At 65.4% G+C, this 17,474-nt stretch carries 14 protein-coding genes; 13 read left to right on the top strand and 1 reads right to left on the bottom strand.

What is annotated here, in order from left to right; genetic code table 11:
- The first annotated feature begins 1 nt into the window (after nucleotide 1).
- The 5 genes from MRBLMA1_RS10345 (at nucleotide 2) to MRBLMA1_RS10365 (ending at nucleotide 3,334) form a co-directional block, all read left to right on the top strand.
- On the top strand, nucleotides 2-1,147 hold the full coding sequence (locus MRBLMA1_RS10345) for a cupin domain-containing protein (protein ID WP_363736590.1): 1,146 nt from the start codon (nucleotides 2-4) through the stop codon (nucleotides 1,145-1,147).
- A gap of 6 nt (nucleotides 1,148-1,153) precedes the next feature.
- Nucleotides 1,154-1,693: a pseudouridine synthase gene (locus tag MRBLMA1_RS10350; protein ID WP_363736591.1), complete on the top strand. Its 540-nt coding sequence runs from the start codon at nucleotides 1,154-1,156 to the stop codon at nucleotides 1,691-1,693.
- Between the two features lie 75 nt (nucleotides 1,694-1,768).
- The gene (locus MRBLMA1_RS10355) at nucleotides 1,769-1,942 is read left to right on the top strand and encodes a hypothetical protein (protein WP_363736592.1); all 174 of its coding nucleotides are present in this window, start codon (nucleotides 1,769-1,771) and stop codon (nucleotides 1,940-1,942) included.
- Nucleotides 1,943-1,973: 31 nt separating this feature from the next.
- Nucleotides 1,974-2,336 carry a hypothetical protein gene (locus MRBLMA1_RS10360; protein WP_363736593.1) on the top strand — a complete coding sequence of 121 codons (363 nt, stop codon included), beginning with the start codon at nucleotides 1,974-1,976 and terminating at the stop codon, nucleotides 2,334-2,336.
- 176 nt (nucleotides 2,337-2,512) lie between these two features.
- On the top strand, nucleotides 2,513-3,334 hold the full coding sequence (locus MRBLMA1_RS10365; protein ID WP_363736594.1) for a MucR family transcriptional regulator: 822 nt from the start codon (nucleotides 2,513-2,515) through the stop codon (nucleotides 3,332-3,334).
- 158 nt (nucleotides 3,335-3,492) lie between these two features.
- Here MRBLMA1_RS10365 and yaaA read toward each other — a convergent pair whose 3' ends face one another.
- Complete coding sequence (yaaA, locus tag MRBLMA1_RS10370) at nucleotides 3,493-4,245, bottom strand: peroxide stress protein YaaA (protein ID WP_363736596.1); 753 nt, start codon at nucleotides 4,243-4,245, stop codon at nucleotides 3,493-3,495.
- Nucleotides 4,246-4,552: 307 nt separating this feature from the next.
- Between yaaA and MRBLMA1_RS10375 the strand changes: the two genes are divergently transcribed.
- The 8 genes from MRBLMA1_RS10375 to MRBLMA1_RS10410 all read left to right on the top strand — a co-directional run bounded on the left by MRBLMA1_RS10375 (nucleotide 4,553) and on the right by MRBLMA1_RS10410 (nucleotide 17,448).
- Nucleotides 4,553-4,882 carry a hypothetical protein gene (locus tag MRBLMA1_RS10375; RefSeq protein ID WP_363736597.1) on the top strand — a complete coding sequence of 110 codons (330 nt, stop codon included), beginning with the start codon at nucleotides 4,553-4,555 and terminating at the stop codon, nucleotides 4,880-4,882.
- Nucleotides 4,882-5,619, top strand: coding sequence for a cellulose synthase operon protein YhjQ/BcsQ (locus tag MRBLMA1_RS10380; RefSeq protein ID WP_363736598.1), 738 nt, complete (start codon nucleotides 4,882-4,884; stop codon nucleotides 5,617-5,619). The genes MRBLMA1_RS10375 and MRBLMA1_RS10380 overlap by 1 nt, the downstream gene beginning before the upstream one ends.
- Nucleotides 5,619-9,944, top strand: a complete 4,326-nt coding sequence (bcsA, locus tag MRBLMA1_RS10385; protein WP_363736599.1) for a UDP-forming cellulose synthase catalytic subunit — start codon at nucleotides 5,619-5,621, stop codon at nucleotides 9,942-9,944. The genes MRBLMA1_RS10380 and bcsA overlap by 1 nt, the downstream gene beginning before the upstream one ends.
- Nucleotides 9,945-9,946: 2 nt before the next feature.
- A complete protein-coding gene (locus tag MRBLMA1_RS10390; protein ID WP_363736601.1) occupies nucleotides 9,947-13,351 on the top strand; it encodes a cellulose biosynthesis protein BcsC in 3,405 nt (1,134 codons plus the stop codon).
- A complete protein-coding gene (bcsD, locus tag MRBLMA1_RS10395; protein ID WP_363736603.1) occupies nucleotides 13,351-13,827 on the top strand; it encodes a cellulose biosynthesis protein BcsD in 477 nt (158 codons plus the stop codon). Before MRBLMA1_RS10390 ends, bcsD begins: the two co-directional genes overlap by 1 nt.
- A complete protein-coding gene (locus MRBLMA1_RS10400; RefSeq protein WP_363736605.1) occupies nucleotides 13,817-14,836 on the top strand; it encodes a glycosyl hydrolase family 8 in 1,020 nt (339 codons plus the stop codon). The genes bcsD and MRBLMA1_RS10400 overlap by 11 nt, the downstream gene beginning before the upstream one ends.
- Before the next feature lie 101 nt (nucleotides 14,837-14,937).
- On the top strand, nucleotides 14,938-15,327 hold the full coding sequence (locus tag MRBLMA1_RS10405) for a nuclear transport factor 2 family protein (protein ID WP_363736607.1): 390 nt from the start codon (nucleotides 14,938-14,940) through the stop codon (nucleotides 15,325-15,327).
- Between the two features lie 84 nt (nucleotides 15,328-15,411).
- Nucleotides 15,412-17,448, top strand: coding sequence for a M3 family metallopeptidase (locus MRBLMA1_RS10410; RefSeq protein ID WP_363736609.1), 2,037 nt, complete (start codon nucleotides 15,412-15,414; stop codon nucleotides 17,446-17,448).
- Nucleotides 17,449-17,474 lie beyond the last annotated feature (26 nt).

A 17,474-nucleotide genomic window follows, 5' to 3' on the forward strand; every position in this document is an offset into this window, starting at 1 on the left:
CATGCACCTCGCCCATTTCGACATCGACCTGTTCCTGCGCGACTATTGGCAGAAGCGTCCGCTGCTGATCCGCAACCCGTGGAGCGCGTGGCGCAATCCGCTCGATCCCGACGATCTGGCCGGGCTTTCCTGCGAGGAGGGCATCGATTCGCGCCTCATCACCCGGCGGACGGATCGACTCGCCATGGAAAGCGGCCCGTTGCCGGAGGATCGTTTTACGGAACTCGACGGCGCCTGGACGCTGCTGGTGCAGGCGGTCGATCATCATGTGCCCGATGTCGCGGCGATGATCCAACCCTTTCGCTTCATACCCGATTGGCGCATCGACGATGTGATGGTCAGCTACGCGACCGACGGAGGCGGCGTCGGGCCGCATTTCGACCAATATGACGTGTTCCTGGTGCAGGGCCTGGGAAGAAGGCGCTGGCGCGTCGGCCCGCGATGCGATTCCTTGACACCGCTGCTGCCGCATGACGACCTGCGCCTGATCCCCGATTTCGAGGCGACGGACGACTATATCCTCGAACCGGGCGACATTCTCTATGTTCCGCCCTGCTTCGCCCATGACGGCGTGGCGATCGGCGGGAACTGCATGACCTATTCCATCGGCTTTCGCGCGCCATCCCGCGCCGAGCTGGTCGAAAACTGGTGCCGGCATCAGGCCGACGACATGGCGGACGAGGATCGCTACGCCGATCCCGACCTCCGCCGCCAGCCCAATGCCGGCGAGATCGCCGCGTCAGCCCTCGACCGGATGCATGCCATGGTGCTGGAGGCTCTCTCCGACCGCAGCGCCTTCGCCCGCTGGTTCGGCCTATATAACAGCCTGCCCAAGTCGGCCGACATGGACTGGCGGCCGGACGAACCGACCGACGAACAGACGGTGCGCGCCCTCCTGGCCCAAGGCGTTCCGCTCAGCCGCAATCCCGCCAGCCGTTTTTCCTTCATCCGGCAAGGCGAACCGGAACTGCTGCTGTTCGTGGACGGCCATGACTTCGACTGCGACGGGGACACGGCGCGGCTGGCCGAAGGGCTGTGCAGGGAGCCGACCATGGTCGTGGACGCCAGGCTGGCTGCCTCCCCGCCCGTGATCATGCTGGTCGCGGCGTTGATCGACCTGGGCAGCCTGGCGTTCGACGCGGACTGATCCGTCATGGCACTCATCCTGTTCAACAAGCCCTATGGCGTGCTCTGCCAGTTCACCGATGAAAGGACGGGACCACCCCGTCCCACGCTCGCCGCCTATATCGACCGTCCCGGCCTTTATCCTGCAGGGCGGCTCGACCTCGACAGCGAGGGATTGTTGCTGCTGACCGACGACGGCCGCCTTCAGGCGCGGATAGCCGATCCGCGCTTCAAGATGCCCAAGACCTATCTGGTACAGGTGGAGGGCGATCCGGACGAGGCCGCGCTGGCGGCGCTGCGGCGTGGCGTGCGCCTGAAGGATGGCCTAACCCTCCCCGCTGAGGTCGAACGCATCGACGCGCCCCCCCTCTGGCCCCGCGATCCGCCCGTCCGGTTCCGAAAGAGCGTTCCCGACTGCTGGATAAGACTGACGATCCGCGAAGGACGCAACCGGCAGGTCAGGCGAATGACGGCGGCTGTCGGCTATCCCACCTTGCGGCTGGTCCGCTGGAATATTGGCGACTGGGCGCTGGACGGCATCGCGCAGGGCCATTGGCGCGAGGCGTGAACGCGGAAGGGGCGGCTTGATCTGGATGACTCTTTTGCAGTTGCCCCAGGCAGGCGGTGTCCGCATAGCGAAGCCATGGACGAGAAGTTGACGAATCTCATCACGACTATTGTCGGCCGGGTACCCCAATGGATACGGCACGACCTGCTGTCCAAGGATGCAGCCGTCAAGCAGCGGGCGGAAGAAACGCTGGCCGCAATGATCGCCAATGCCCTTGCCGCAGGAACCGACGAATCCGCGGCGAGTTAGCAGGAGAGTTCGTCTCAACAAGGCTCCGGCAATGACCTCCGGCTCTTTCTTCGCCACCCTCATGCCCGCCGCCCTCATGCCCGTGGCCATGATCTGCGTGGCCTTGCTCGCCGCCGCGCCCGCCAGCGCGCAGGGCGCGGCCCGGGGCATGGAGGTGCAATGTGCCGCCGGACGGCGCTTTACCCTCCATGTCGATGATGCCCGGGCAACGATCATCTGGACGGAGGGACGACTCACGCTGGAACGCGGGACCTTGTCGCTGGGCAGATATTATCGCGGCCCGACGGCCGCGCTCATCATAGACGGTGACTATGTGTCGTTCGTGCCGAAGGGCGACCGGAACTGGCGCGACTGTCATTTCATGCCCAGGATGGGTGCCGTCGAAAACCAGTGATCAAACCCATTTCCGCACAGCAAATTCGACGATCGCGGAACGGGATCGACTTTCCGAGAATTGATTGACTGGGCGCAAGCACGAATATTGCAGACGATTACTGGAAATGCGGCGTTTACAATCCGCGTTGATTTCCGCAAATAGCGCTGACATCCTCACGAAACGGGTCCGCTCACATGGCTGAAGAAGACAAGAACGATATCACTGCCCTCACCGTCCAATTGCTTAGCGCCTATGTCTCCAGAAACAGCGTTTCGAGCGAAAGCCTCGCCGATCTGATCAGGACCACCCGGACGGCGCTGACGGAAGACGCGGCCGCGGCCATTGCCGAACCCGCTGCCCAGAGCTTCACGCCTGCGGTTTCTGTGCGCAAGAGCCTCGCCTCGCCTGACCATATCCTCAGCCTCATCGACGGCAGACCCTACAAGACCTTGAAGCGCCATCTGGCCGCTCATGGCCTGACCCCGGAACAATATCGTGAGCGCTACAAGCTGCCGAGCAGCTATCCGCTGGTCGCCCAAAGCTATTCGCAAACCCGGCGCGCCGTCGCGGAAAAGACGGGCCTCGGCCGCAGGCCAGCCGTTGCCGCAAGCGCCGCCTCTCCACAGGCACCGGTCGCTGCCGCAAGCCCGGCCCCTTCTCCCGGCACAAAGGCGGCAGCGCCCAAAGCCCCGGCAAAGGCTGCAACTCCGAAAGCTGCAACCCCGAAAAAGGACAAGGCCGACGCGCCCGCACCGGTCATTTCGAACCGTGGCAGTCGCGCCGCCCCTGCGTCCGCCAGCAAGCAGTCGCGCAAGCGCCTGTCGATCGCCGCGCCGAAAAGCGACAAGGAGAATGGCAAGACTGCTACGTCCCCCAAGGCATCCAGTCAGGAAAAGAGCGTTGCTAAGAAGGCCACCCCTGCCAAGCCCAAATCATTGAAGGCAGCGCTGGAAGCGGCGAACTCGCATCTGGGAAGCGATGGAAAGGCCGCTGAGACAACAGCCGCCAAGTCCTGATCATGGGCGGGAAGCAAGATGTGAAGTTCTTGCTTCCCGCCGCCACGACTTCACCATATGGCTGACACCAGCGTTCCCGCAACCACAGGCCCGGTATTCAATGCCTGTCGCGATGACGACGCAAGACCCGTTACTTCGGCTCCGTTACGTCCGCCCCATCACTTCCGAACGAAACGCCAGCGATCGGGCGTGCTTTCCTCTGGATCGAAGCGATAGCCGTCGCTGTCGAAACCCTGCATCGCATCGACGTCGCCGATATGATGCTCGCACATCCAGCGCGCCATCATGCCCCGAGCCCGCTTCGCATTGAAACTGACGAAACGAGGCCCCTCGGGACCGGGCTCACGAAAATCGACATCGATGACCCGGATGCCCGCCAGCTTTCCTTCCACCGCCGCGAAATATTCCTGGCTGGCCAGGTTCAGCACCACGCCTGATCCTTCCTCCGCCACCTGCATGCGCAGCAGGTCGGCGATGCGGCCACCCCACCAGTCGGTCAGCTTCCTGTGGCGCGGCGCCCAGCGCGTTCCCATTTCCAGCCGATAGGGCCTGATGGCATCCAGCGGCCGCAGCAGGCCATAAAGGCCCGACAGCATCCGGACATGGTCCTGCGCAAAGGCGACACCCGCTTCGTCCAGCGTCTGCGCTTCAAAGCCCGCATAGACGTCGCCGGCGAAAGCGAACAGGGCCTGCCGCTCGGGCTGCTCAGGGAAATCGCGAAATCGCTCCGCATTGAGCTTTGCCAGGCGCGGCGAAATATGCATCAATTCCGACAGTCGCTTTTGCGACAGCCTCGCGGCCGATCTGGCAAGACTATGGGCCTCCTCGACAAAATGCGCCCTCGTGGCGGGCAGAGGTGGCAATGCGCTTTCGAAATCAAGCGTCTTGGCGGGGGATAGCAGCACGATCATGACGCCTCCCTAGCGATCACCCGACCATGCGTCAAAATGCCTGGGGACTCTCCACCCTGACGCGAGGCCGATGCGTCCTGCTGAACGATCAGTCGTCCGAAGAGTAAGGGCCAGTATAGCGCTGGCCGCGCACGAGCGGATGAGAGCTGCTGTACAGAAACGAAACACCAGGACAGCCCAGCGTCTCAGCTTGATACACATCAAGTTTGAAATTTTTGTCGCATTGCGCTGTCATTCTATTAAGAAAGATATAGTGAATTAGATATAAGTAACAATCAACTTTTGTTTTACGCATTTTGGGGGGCCAATGCGCCGCGACGCTCGCAAACTGCTGGAGAAGCTGAACCGCAAGGACTTCGCCTATCGCGACTTTGAGGACAGATTCTCCGAAACCGAATTATGGCCTATCTTCGCCGCCGTGCTGGGCGACAGCAAGATTGTCGGCGATGAAGCAGCGCCCCTGCCTGTCTGGCAGGCCCGGCAGGACGAAAAGCCGGCCCCTGTACGGCGGGCACCGCAATCTTCGCCCGAACCCGGTCAGATCTTTGCCCAATATGGCAAGTCCCAACACCGGCCCGCGCCGAAAAGCGATGTCGACCTCCGGGAATTCTTCAACCGCTTCTCGGAGTTGGATTGATGACCGTCATCCTGGTTCAATCGCCCAAGGGTGGCACCGGCACCACCTTCCTGACCGCCCAGCTTGCCCTGCACCTTGCAGGCAAGGGCTATGAGGTGAATGCGCTGGACTGCACCTTCCAGGATTCGCTGAAGATGCATTTCGGCTTCATGCCGGCGCAGGCCGTGCCGGAATGGGGCGCAGGCGGCGGCGAACCGCTCGTCGCGTTCGGCGTCAGCGTCCTGCAGGGCCATGGCCAGAGCCGTTCCGCTGCATTTGCGGCGCGCGTGGAGAGCGAACTGGACCGGATCTTCGATTCCGGCCATGTGTGGATCGTGGACGTCGCGTCGGAGGACCGGCATCTGCTGGAACTGCTGACGCCACGCTGCGCACTGCACATCTGCCCGCTGCTGCCCACCGCCGCTTCGCTCGCCACGCTCAACCGGCTCAGCGAGACGGCCCCGGCAATGAAGCTCGACCGCACTGTCTTCGTCCTGAACCAGCTCGACGACAGGCAGAAGCTGTCGCGCCACAGCCACAGCTTCGTCCGCGACCTGTTCGGGGACCAGTTGCTCGCCACCATCCGCCGCGACGAGGCCGTCAATGAAGCGCTCGCGCGGTTTGAACTCATCAGCAAATATGCGCCGACCAGCGCCGCGCTGCAGGACCTGCGCCTGTTCGCGGACGCGGTAGAAGAGCGCATCGGACTGACACCTGCCACGGGAGAGGCGAACATCGAGGTTACAGGAGACGCCTGATGTCCCTCCCTTCCCATTTCGCGCCGCAGGCCCTGTTCAGGCTTGCGGTGGGGCTCTTCGTGGCCGCCGTCATCATCGCCGTCGTCACGGTCCCGCTCGATTTGGAGTCGCAGTGGATCTTCGCGCTGACGACCATGGCGGGCGTGATCCTGTTCAACCGTTCGCCCGGGAAGCGGTCGACCATCGCCATCGGCATATTGTCGCTACTGGTGTCGACCCGCTATCTGTTCTGGCGCACGACCCACACGCTGGACTTCGACAGCCTGCCCGCGGCCCTGCTGGGCACGGGCCTCTATCTGGCGGAACTCTATGCCTGGGTCATCCTGGTCCTGGGCCTTTTGCAGACAAGCTGGCCGCTCGACCGCCCGGTCGTGGAGATCGAGGGCGAACCTGATCAATGGCCGGTCATCGACGTCTATGTCCCGACATATAATGAGAGCCTGGCGATCGTCCAGAACACGGTCTTCGCCGCGATGGACATGGACTATCCGCGCGACCGGTTCCACGTCTATATCCTCGACGACGGCCGGCGCCCCGAATTCCGGGCCTTTGCGCGCCAGGCAGGCTGCGGTTATCTGACCCGGGCGGACAATCTGCATGCCAAGGCAGGCAATCTCAACGCCGCGATGAAGAAGACGGACGGCGAACTGATCGCGATCTTTGACTGCGACCACGTTCCCACCCGCGCCTTCCTGCAGATGACGGTCGGCTGGTTCCAGAAGGATGCGCGGCTCGCGCTGATGCAGACGCCGCACCATTTCTATTCGCCCGATCCGGTGCAGCGGAATCTGGGCAATGTGAAGGAACTGCCTGGCGAAGGCGATCTGTTCTACGGCGCGGTGCAAAAGGGCAACGACCTGTGGAACGCCACCTTCTTCTGCGGGTCATGCGCGGTCATCCGCCGATCCGCGCTGGAGCAGACCAACGGCTTTGCCGGCGAGACGGTGACGGAGGACGCCCATACCGCGCTCAAGCTGCAGCGCATGGGCTGGAACACCGCCTATATCGGCGTCCGCCTGTCGGCCGGCCTCGCGACCGAGCGGCTGGTGCTGCATGTCGGCCAGCGCATCCGCTGGGCGCGCGGCATGACGCAGATCATGCGGATCGACAATCCGCTGTTCGGACCGGGCCTCAACTGGCATCAGCGGCTTTGCTACCTGAACGCGATGCTGCATTTTCAGTTTCCGCTGCCGCGCATCGTGTTCCTGACCTCCCCGCTCGCCTATCTGATCGGCGGACAGAACATCATCCATGCCTCGGCCGCACTGATCTTCGCCTATGCGCTGCCGCATCTGTTCATCTCCACCATGTCCAGCGAACGTATCCAGGGCGGCGACCGCCGGCCCTTCTGGGGGGAAATCTACGAAACGCTGCTCGCCTTCCACCTGGTGAAGCCGACGCTGTTCACGCTGCTGAACCCGCGCAAGGGCAAGTTCAACGTGACCGACAAGGGCGGCCTGCTGGACCAGACCTATTTCGACGGCACAACCGTGCGGCCGCATGTCATCACCGCCCTGCTGCTGATGTTCGGCGTGGTCTTCGGCTTCATCAAGCTGAATTTCCCGCTCCTGTTCGACGCGCAGTGGGACACGGTGCTGCTCAACACCGCTTGGGCCAGCTTCAGCCTGCTGATCCTGATCGCGGCCATTTCCGTCGCGCGCGAACAGCGTCAGGTGCGCGAGAATATCCGCATCACCGCGCAAATGCCGGTCACGCTCTATTTCGACGACGGCTATGTCGTCGACGGCACGACCGTCGACATTTCGCTGGGCGGTCTGGCGGCGGATCTGCCGGAGGGTTTCGCGCTGCAGGGACGCCAGGTCACGGACATCTCGCTGCCGATGGGTGACGAGACGCTGACCATTCCGGTCGACACCGTTCGCATGGACAATGGCCGGGCAAAGCTGCGCTTCCAGCCGCTCGACATGGTGCACGCCCGTCATCTGGTGCGCGCCGTCATGGGCCGCGCCGATGCGTGGCAATCGGACAAGCCGCTGGCGCCGGTCGCCGGCTTCAAATCCATCAAGGATATCTTCAGCGTGGGCATCGACACGATCATCGACATTTGGCGCCTGCCGCGCCGCCGCAAGAAGGCGATGCGCGCCATGGCCGCCGCCGCGGCCGCCGGCGCGCTCGCCACCACATCCGCCAACGCGGTTCCAGCCGCGCCGGCCAGTGCGCCCGCCGTGGCCGCTCCCATCGCTTCATCCAGCGGCAGGCAGCAACGATTGCTGCTCAAGGACCTGCAGGTCAAAAACCCCATTCGCCTTGCCGGAACACGCGGCGAATATGGCATTCCCTTCGGCCTGCGCAGCAACCAGGTCGTGACCGGTGCCTCGCTGACCCTGGCCTTCAACTTCTCCCCCTCGCTGCTCGGCGACCTCAGCCAGATCGTCGTCCTGCTGAACGGAGAGGTGGTCAATGCCCTGCCGCTCCGGCCTTCGGACGGCACGGCGCAGACGGTGACGGTGCCGATCAATCCGGCGCTGTTCCTGCCGGGCGACAATTCGCTCAATCTGCGCTTTATCGGACATTATACCCGCGACTGCGAAGACCCCTTCCACAGTTCGCTCTGGGCCAATGTCAGCAACACGCGGTCGGTGCTGAACATCACCACCCAGTCGCTGCCGCTGAAGCCCGATCTTGCGCGCCTGCCCGCGCCCTTTTTCGACCGTAACGACAATGTGGCGCTGAAACTGCCCTTCGTCTTCGCGGGCAAGCCGACCAATGGCGAGCTGGAGGCCGCAGCCAGCACCGCGTCCTGGTTCGGCGGCATGGCCAGCTATCGCGGCTATTCCTTCAAGCCTAGCTTTGGCCAGATCCCCGCCGGCAACGCCGTGCTGTTCGTGACGCCGGGCCGCCGCATCCCCGGCATCAACCTTCCCGCCGGCCCCGCCGCGACCATCATCACCAACCCGGTGGACAGCGAGGGCCAGTTGCTGGTCGTCAGCGGCAGCGACGAAAAGCAGCTGAAGCAGGCTGCGGCAGCGCTCGCCATCGGGCGCGGCATGCTCGGCGGGGCGAGTGCGTCGCTGGACGGCGTGCGCCTGCCTTCCTTCCCCCGCTATTCCGCGCCACGCTGGCTGCGGACCGACCGGCCCGTGCGCCTGGGCGAGATCGTGCCGCGCTACGCCCTGCAGGGCATCGGCCTGCCGCCCGGCCCGCTCAGCGCCGGTTTCCACGTCGCGCCCGACCTGTTCTTCTGGCCGCGCCAGGGGGCCAAGCTCGACCTGCGCTACCGCTATCCCTCCGCTCCCTGGCTCGACAAGTCCCGCTCGCGCCTCGACCTGTCGATGAACGGCCAATATCTGACCACCTTGCCGCTGACCGGCGAACATTGGTGGGACAAATGGTTCGGCGGCGGGCGACCCACGGCATACACGTCGCGCGCCGACGTCATCCTGCCTCGCTATGACCTGTTCGGCCAGAACTCGCTTGTGTTCGACTACAACCTGCTGGTCCAGTCCAAGCAGCGCTGCGAGGGCATGCTGCCCGACAATGTGCGCGTGAGCATATTGCCGGAAAGCTCGATCGACCTCAGTCACGCCTATCATGCGCTGCACATGCCCAACCTCGCGAGCTTCGCGGGCGGGGGTTATCCCTTTACCGTGCGGCCGGACATGGCGGAAACGGTCGTCCTGCTGCCCGGCGATCCGACGCCCGGCGTGGTGGAGGCCTTCCTGAACGTCATGGGTCGCTTTGGCGACGCCACCGGAACGCCGGCGATCCGGACCAGCGTCACCCGTTCGATCGATGCCGCCCGCATGGCGGGCAAGGATATTCTGGTAATCGGCCCGGTCCAGATCGCCCAGTCGGAATCGCTCTTCGCCGGCGCGCCCGTCTTCTACCAGGATGGCCGGCTGCGCGTCACCGAACGCACGCCGGTGGAGCGGGTCTTCGACCTCTTCTCCCCTTATGAGCGCAGCGACAGCGCCACCGTCGACGGCTTCTTCTCCGGGACCGACAGCTTCAGCGGCATCGTCGGCTTCCGGTCGCCCTTCGACGCCGACCGCAGCGTCGTCGCGCTGCTGGCCAGCGATCCCGAAGCGCTGCCCGCTCTGGTCAACGGCCTTAACGACACCAAGATCAACGCCCAGGTCCAGGGCGACCTTTCCGTGGTGGACGGCGAAAGCATGGCCAGCTTTGCGGTGGGCAACGGCTATTGGGTCGGATCGCTGCCGGTCTGGATGAAGATCGCCTTTTGGATGAGCCAGCGGCCCTTCCTGATCGCCCTGGGCGGCCTGCTGGTCGCCTTCCTCATCTCCGCCCCGGTCTATCTGCTGTTCAAACGGCAGGAAGCCAAGCGCCTCGAAGCGGTGAAATGATCATGAAGAAGACGATCTCGATCCTCGGCCTGCCTCTGCTCGCCATCACGACCATGCCCCTGGCGCATGCGGAGGTGCAGGGTGTCGCCCCGCTGCTGAAGCAGGCTCGCTATTGGCAGTCCAAGGGACGCGGCGACCTGGCGCGACAGGCCTATAACCGGGTGCTGGCCATTGACCCCGCCAATGCGGAGGCACGGCGCGGCCTTGCCGGCAATGCGCCCCAACCCAAAGCCGCAGCCAAGCCGCAGCCCGCACAGGCCGCTCGCCCCGCCGCACCCGCGCAGGCGGCCGCCGCACCATCCGGCCCGGCCCGCCCGACCCGCAGCGACCGGGGCGGCGATGCCCGCGCCGCCGGCTTCCGGGCGCTGGAGGCTGGACAACTCGACACCGCGGCCGCCCGCTTCCGCACGGCGCTTTCCGCCAATCCCAACGACGCCGACGCGCTGGGCGGCATGGGCATCGTACGTTTGCGCAAGTCCGAATTTGCACAGGCCCGCGATCTGCTGGCCCGCGCCTCCCGCACGGGCAGCGCAGGCAAATGGGCCGAGGCATTGCAGTCCGCCCGCTTCTATGCCGATCTCGACTCGGCCCGAACGGCGCTAGACAAGGGCGATCTGGCGCGCGCGGTGCAACTCGCCACCACGCTCACCCAGTCGAACGTCCGCGACAAGGGGCCTGCCATATCGGTATTGGCCAGCGTCTATGAACGGCAGGGCCGCTATAATGAGGCGGCCGAACTCTACCGGCAATTGGGCAAGTCCGGCGGGGCCGCCGGCTCAGGCGCCGCCATCGCCCAGGCCAGCGCCACCCGCAACGAGGCACGCGCCGCGCTGGACAGCGGTGACGCAGCGCGCGCCGAACAATTGCTGCGCGCTGCCATGGGCAGTGCGCCCGACGACCCATGGGTCGCCTATGATCTCGCCGGCCTGCTCCAGCAGCAGGGCCGCGTGGCGGAGCAGGACGCGCTCGTCCGCCAGCTTTCCTATTCGGACAAGGCCGAGCCGCTCTACGCCGCTGCGCTGATCCTGGACCGTGCGGGCCGCACCGGCGATGCGCAGGCTGTCGCCGCGCGCATTCCGGAAGGGCAGCGCACGGGGGAGATGCGCAATTTCATCGCCGGCCTGGGCATATCCGCCACCATAGTCCAGGCGAAGGCCGCAGGGGCCAGGGGCGCGCAGGGACAGGGTCTCGCCATGCTGCGCCAAGCGTCGGAGATGCGGGGCATTTTCGCCGACCGCATGGGCGCGCTGGCCCAGGGCATGCTGGAACTGGGCGACGCGCGCGGCGCAAGCCAGTTGGCGGCCCAGGCTCTGGACGCCCCCGCCAATGATGCGGGCGCCTATGACGCCGCGGTGCGGGTCCTGGCGCAGACCGGGCAGGACGGCCTGGCCATGAGCGCCGTGCAAAAGGCGTCGGCACTGGCCGGCCCGTCGCTTCAGGGTCAACGCAGCCTCGGCAATCTGAAGGCGGCGCTCGCCGCCGCGCAGGCGGACCGAATGCGGCAGGCGGGTCAGTTCGCCCCGGCCTTCGACATGTTGCAGGCGGCATGGAACGAGGCGCCGGGCAATGAGGAAATCCTCTCCGCCCTGGCGCGGCTGTACCAATCAGGCGGCCTCAACGCGCAGGCGGCGCAGACCTTCCGCATGCTGCTGGCGCAGAAGCCGTCCGATCGCGACGCCATGGTGGGCCTGATCGACACGGCCAGCGCGTCGGGCGACATGGATACGGCGCGCGCCGTCACCCAGCAGGCGATCCAGATGCACCCGGCCGATTACCGGGTCTATATGGCGGCGGCGCGCATGGCCCGTACCCGCGGCAATGACGGCGATGCGGCGCGTTACCTCAAGACCGCCAAGGCGCTCTACATGCGTGAGACAGGCATGGCGCCCGACACCATGATGGCGAACGGCAATCCCTTTGCGGCGGCGCCCCAGTCGGCCAACCCCTTCCGCGCCATGGCCGCGCCGCAGCCGGTCAATCCATTCGCACTCGGCAGCAATCCCACGGCCATATCGGCGCCCTATGCGCCGCCCATGGGCTTCGCCCCGCAGCAGCCGGCGGCATCACCCTATCCCTTGCCCGCTGCCGCGCCCGCCTACCCAACCGCGCCAGGCTATGCCGCCCCGACCGGCTTCCCCGGCATGGCGGCACCAGCGCCCTCTTACGGCAACCCGGTCTACGGCAACCCCGTCTATGGCGATCCGGTCTACGGCGTTCAGGGCAATGGCATGACGAACGTCCCCGCCGATCCGGTACTGGCGGAGATCGACCAGCAATTGCAGGAATCGGCCGACGAAAGCGGCCCGCGCGTCGACGTCGACACCGGCTTCCGCTCCCGCTCCGGCGAGACGGGCCTCAGCAAATTGCGCGAAATGACAGGCAGCGCCTCCGTCTCCACGCCCTTCGCCGGGGGCCGGGTCGGCGTCAAGGCGACGGCAGTCGTGCTGGATGCGGGCCGCCCGACAGGCTCCGGCCTCGCCCGCTTCGGCACCAACGCCACGCCCGAAGCGCAGGGGATCGTGGACGAGCAGCCATCTGTGCTGACAAATGCCGAAACGCAGCACCAGTCCGGCGTCGCCGTCACCGCCAGCTATGTCAGCAAGCTGCTGACGCTGGAAGCAGGCGTCACGCCGCTCGGTTTCCCCAAGGAACATGTCACCGGCAGGATCGAGGTGACGCCGCGCCTGTCGACCAACGCGACCGCCCGCATCTGGGCCGACCGCAAGCCCGTGACGGACAGCATCATTGCCTATGCCGGCACGGAGGATCCTCGCACCGGCGCCTTCTGGGGCGCGGTCATGAAGAGCGGCGGCGGATTGTCCCTGTCCTATGACCGCAACGGCAATGGCGTCTATGCCGACGGTTCCTTCTATCATTATGACGGCACGGCAGTGCGCGACAATGACAGTGTGGAGATCAACGCCGGCGGCTATTTGCGCGCATGGCAGAATGCGCGCTCGGGCGTTTCCGTCGGCTTCAACGTCAATTACCAGAATTACGACAACAACCAGAATTATTTCACCTATGGCCATGGCGGTTATTTCAGCCCGCAAAGCTTCCTCAGCGTCAATTTCCCGATCCGCTATTGGACGAATGACGGCCCGATGAGCATCCAGGCCAGCGTCGCGCCGGGCTATCAAAGCTATGATCAACAGGGCGAGCCGGTCTATCCGACGGAGCCGGGCGCGCAGGGCGTTCTGGATTTCCTCAAGAGCCAGAACAGCGACGTCCGCTCCCGCTATGACAGCATCAGCAAGACGGGCTTCGGCCTGTCGGCGACCGGCGCGATTTCCTACCGGGTCAGCCCGAATACCCGGCTGGGCGGGGAACTGAATATAAACACTTTCGGTGAATATAAGGAATTCAAGACACTTATCGGGCTCAAGCAGAATATCGGAGGCAATTGATGTTGTTCGTAAAGGACTTCCCGGTCGCGGGTGATCAGGACATCGCCATGCTCGCCTCCAGCGGGGAGGCTGCGCAGCGCTTCGTCAGCCTGATGCTCGCCGAAATCGCCTCCGCCGCCACGGCGGAGCAGATGCAGGGATTTTTCCGGGCCATCGGCGCCCGCCTCGCGAAAAGCCATCCGATCGACAATGCCAGGAACATGGACAGGCTGACACAGCACGGCAACATGGTCTGGGACAGGCTGCATTGGGGCAGCGTCCGTTTCGAACTGGACGATGAAGGAATCGACATCTTCCACCATGGCCTGCCCGAAAGGCTGGAGGGCGATGCCGAGGGAATCTGGGCAAAAGTCGCCCCCTTCATCCTGGAAGGAGCCTATGACGCATGGTTTCGGCAGATGGGCAGCGGCGAACGGCTCAGCACCAGGATTTCGCGCAACCAGGACGGACATATCGAACTGCGCCATGGGATTTGAACGGCGGACGGTCCTGACCGTCCTCGCCTTCGCGCTGACGACCGGTTGCGCCCGTGCCAAATCTTCCAGATCCGCTGATGGCCTGATGCTCGATCCCGCGCTCTGGCAGGGCTACAAGGCCCGCTTCCTGGCGCCCGAAGGCAGGATCGTCGACAATGGCAATGGCGGCGTCAGCCATAGCGAGGGTCAGGGCTATGGCATGGTGCTGGCGCAGGCGGCGGGCGACGGTGCCGCCTTCGACGGCATGGCGCGCTGGACCGCCCAGACCCTGTTGCGCAAGGACGTGGCGCTGCACAGCTGGCGCTTCACCCCCGGCCGCGCCGATCCGGTGGCCGATCCCAACAATGCGACCGATGGCGACCTGCTGATCGCCTGGGCGCTGCTGATGGCCGGCCGCCGCTGGGGGAAGGCGGATTATCTGCATCAGTCAGCGGCCATCCGCGGCGCGATCGCGCAGAAGCTGATCGTGCAGCGTCACGGCTTCTCCCTGCTGCTGCCGGGCCTGGTCGGTTTTGCCAGGCCGGACCGAGTGGTCATCAACCCATCCTATTATGTGTGGCCGGCGATCGACAGCTTCGTCCGGCTGGAACCCCGTTTCTGGGGTCCGCTGGCTTCCGACGGCCTCAAGATCCTGAAGGCCGCGCGCTTCGGCCCGTCGGGCCTGCCCGCCGACTGGCTCGACATCAAGGGGAAGGGCGTGGTCGAACCGGCGGAGGGCCGCGATCCGGTCTTCGGCTTCGAGGGCATTCGCGTGCCGCTCTATTGCCTGATGAGCGGCCGACGCAGCGCATGCGACACCATCGCGCGCTACTGGTCCGCGCTCAACCGCGCCGGCAAGCCGTTGCCGGCCTGGGTGAATGTTGTGACCGGCGAAACGGCCCCCTATGCCCTGTCCGCGGGCGCCACCGCGATCGCAGGACGCCTGCTGGACCGCAACCTGCCGGCCGCCACCGCTGATCAGGACTATTATGCCGCAACGCTGGGACTGTTGAACCAGATGCGGATTTGAGCGACGTTTTCGCCGGTTTGCCGCCTCTCGGCCTCCCGGAAGCACGGCGTGCCTGACGGCAGCCATTGGCCATTCCTGCTCAAAAATCCTAAAGAAGCCCGATGACGTCCTCCCCCGAACTTGCCATTCGCCTGCGCCGCGCCGACTTCAACCGCGCCCTGGCAGAAGCGGACCTGAACGCCATCGGCCCCCTGCTTGCGCCCCAGACCATGCTCGTCACCGGATCGGACAGCGCGGTCATCTCCGGCCGCAAGGCGCAGCTCCAGGCCTGGAAGCGGGAATTCGCGGCCGCAAAGCGCGCCGTCTACACCCGCACGCCGGAAAATATCATCGTCTCGCCGGTCGAACCCATCGCGATGGAACATGGCCGGTGGCAGGGCGTGACCGCCGGTTCGGACCATGTCCTGGCATCGGGAAGCTACAGCGCCAAATGGCGGCAGATCGGCGCCGACTGGATCATCGAGGCGGAAATCTATGTGACGCTCGCCTGATGGGAAATGCTTGAACAGTGGCGCGCGCGCGCCCAATTAGAGGCTGTTCCTCCTCCCACGGGGGCCAGCAGTCCACGAGTAGCCATGACCACCGCCAATCCCCTTCTTGCCGACAGCGACCTGCCCGATTTCGCCGCCGTCCAGCCTGCCCATGTCGTCCCCGCCATGGAGGAGGCGATCGCAGCCCACCGCGCCGCCGTCGAAGGGATCACCGCCAGCGGGAAGGATGATTTCGAAGCGGTCATCCTCGCCGCCGAGCGTGCCGATTTCCTGTTGTCGCGGGTCTGGTCCCCGATCGGGCACCTCTCCTCCGTGGCGGATACGCCCGAATTGCGGGAAGCGCATGCCGCCGCCCAGGCACTGATGACCGCCTATCTGATGGAGGCGGGGCAGAACCGGGCACATCACGATGCCGTTGCCCGGCTGGCCGCCCGCCCCAATTTCGCCGGCCTGCCGCCCGCCGCCCGCCGCGCCGTCGATCTTGCCCTGCGCGGCTTCCGCCTGACGGGCGTCGCGCTGGAGGGGCAAGCGCGGCAACGCTTCCTCGACATCGGCGTCTCCTTGAGCGACCTCAGCACCAAATTCGGCAATGCCGTGCTCGATGCGACCGAAGCCTGGAGCGAGCATGTCACCGACGAAGCGGCGCTCGAAGGGGTGCCGGACAGCGACAGGGCGACCCTCGCCGCCTATGCGCAGGAACGCGGGCTGCCGGGCTGGCTCATCACCCTGCGCCAGCCCAGCGTGCTCGCCATCCTCTATCACGCCAGGGACCGGGCGCTGCGGGAACGGGTCTATCGCGCCTACAACACCCGCGCCTCCGACCAGGCAGAGGACAGCAGCCACGACAACAGCGAACGGATCGACGCGATCATGGCGCTGCGCCATGAGGCGGCGCAGATATTGGGCTTTGCCGATTCCGCCGCCCATTCGCTGGAAACCAAGATGGCCGCCGACGCTAACGAGGCGCTGGCCTTCCTGACCGATCTCGCCCGGCGGGCACGGCCGGTCGGGGAGCGTGAACTGGCCGACGCGCGCGCCTTCGCCGCCGACCATCTGGGGCTGGAAGATGTGCGGCCCTGGGATCTTTCCTATGTCGCCGAAGCGATGCGCCGCACCCTGCACGGCGTCGATCAGGAGGCGCTGAAGGCCTATTTCCCCCTGCCCCGCGTGCTTGCGGGAACGCAGGCGCTGATCGGCCGGCTGTTCAACGTCCGCCTGGTCGCGCGCCAGGGCGTGTCGACCTGGCATCCGGACGTGCTGTTCTATGATGTGCTGGACGCGGACGACAGCGTGGTAGCGGGCGTCTATCTCGACCTGTTCGCGCGCGCGGGCAAGCGGGGCGGCGCATGGATGGACGTTTGCCGTTCGCGCTTCCGCGACGCCGATCAGCTGCACCTTCCCATCGCCTATCTCACCACTAATTTCGCGCCACCGGCGGGCGACCGGCCTTCGCTGCTGACGCATAACGACGTGGTGACGCTATTCCATGAATTCGGCCATGTGCTGCATCATCTGCTCACAGAGGTCGACCTGCCCTCCATCGGCGGCATCAGCGGCGTGGAATGGGACGCGGTGGAACTGCCCAGCCAGTTCATGGAAAATTTCGCCTGGGACAGGGACACGCTGATCGAGCTGTCCGGCCATGTCGACAGCGGGGAACCGCTGCCGCAGGCGATGTTCGACCGGCTGCTGGCGGCGCGGCAGTTCCAGGCAGGCCTTGCCATTTTGCGCCAGATTGAATTCGCGACCTTCGACCTGCTGCTCCACCGCGACTATGATCCGGCGCAGGGCGCGCGGGTCAACGCCATGCTCGATCAGGTGCGCCAGGCGGTCGCCGTGATCCATCCGCCGGAATGGAACCGCTTCGCCCATGCCTTCAGCCATATCTTCGCGGGCGGTTATGCGGCGGGCTATTATTCCTATCTCTGGGCCGAACTCCTGTCGGCCGACGCCTTCGAGATTTTCGCCCATGCCGACATCCCCGGCGGCGGCGCGACCGCTTTCCGCCGCGAAATCCTCGCGGCTGGGGCCAGCCGCCCTGCGGCGGACAATTTCCGGGCCTTTGCCGGCCGCGCACCGGAGGTCGACGCCCTGCTGCGCATGCGGGGCCTGGCTGCCTAGGGTTTGTTCCTGTGAGATTGCGCGCT

The organism is Sphingobium sp. LMA1-1-1.1 (genome assembly GCF_040676365.1).
GTDB lineage: Bacteria > Pseudomonadota > Alphaproteobacteria > Sphingomonadales > Sphingomonadaceae > Sphingobium.

Excerpts from the sequence above, each read along its gene's own strand:
- MRBLMA1_RS10345 (WP_363736590.1), top strand. The coding sequence starts at position 2 with ATGCACCTCGCCCATTTCGACATCGACCTGTTCCTGCGCGACTATTGG.
- bcsD (WP_363736603.1), top strand. The coding sequence starts at position 13,351 with ATGTTGTTCGTAAAGGACTTCCCGGTCGCGGGTGATCAGGACATCGCC.
- MRBLMA1_RS10350 (WP_363736591.1), top strand. The coding sequence starts at position 1,154 with ATGGCACTCATCCTGTTCAACAAGCCCTATGGCGTGCTCTGCCAGTTC.
- MRBLMA1_RS10355 (WP_363736592.1), top strand. The coding sequence starts at position 1,769 with ATGGACGAGAAGTTGACGAATCTCATCACGACTATTGTCGGCCGGGTA.
- MRBLMA1_RS10360 (WP_363736593.1), top strand. The coding sequence starts at position 1,974 with ATGACCTCCGGCTCTTTCTTCGCCACCCTCATGCCCGCCGCCCTCATG.
- MRBLMA1_RS10375 (WP_363736597.1), top strand. The coding sequence starts at position 4,553 with ATGCGCCGCGACGCTCGCAAACTGCTGGAGAAGCTGAACCGCAAGGAC.
- MRBLMA1_RS10390 (WP_363736601.1), top strand. The coding sequence starts at position 9,947 with ATGAAGAAGACGATCTCGATCCTCGGCCTGCCTCTGCTCGCCATCACG.
- MRBLMA1_RS10410 (WP_363736609.1), top strand. The coding sequence starts at position 15,412 with ATGACCACCGCCAATCCCCTTCTTGCCGACAGCGACCTGCCCGATTTC.
- yaaA (WP_363736596.1), bottom strand. The coding sequence starts at position 4,245 with ATGATCGTGCTGCTATCCCCCGCCAAGACGCTTGATTTCGAAAGCGCA.
- MRBLMA1_RS10365 (WP_363736594.1), top strand. The coding sequence starts at position 2,513 with ATGGCTGAAGAAGACAAGAACGATATCACTGCCCTCACCGTCCAATTG.
- MRBLMA1_RS10380 (WP_363736598.1), top strand. The coding sequence starts at position 4,882 with ATGACCGTCATCCTGGTTCAATCGCCCAAGGGTGGCACCGGCACCACC.
- MRBLMA1_RS10400 (WP_363736605.1), top strand. The coding sequence starts at position 13,817 with ATGGGATTTGAACGGCGGACGGTCCTGACCGTCCTCGCCTTCGCGCTG.
- bcsA (WP_363736599.1), top strand. The coding sequence starts at position 5,619 with ATGTCCCTCCCTTCCCATTTCGCGCCGCAGGCCCTGTTCAGGCTTGCG.
- MRBLMA1_RS10405 (WP_363736607.1), top strand. The coding sequence starts at position 14,938 with ATGACGTCCTCCCCCGAACTTGCCATTCGCCTGCGCCGCGCCGACTTC.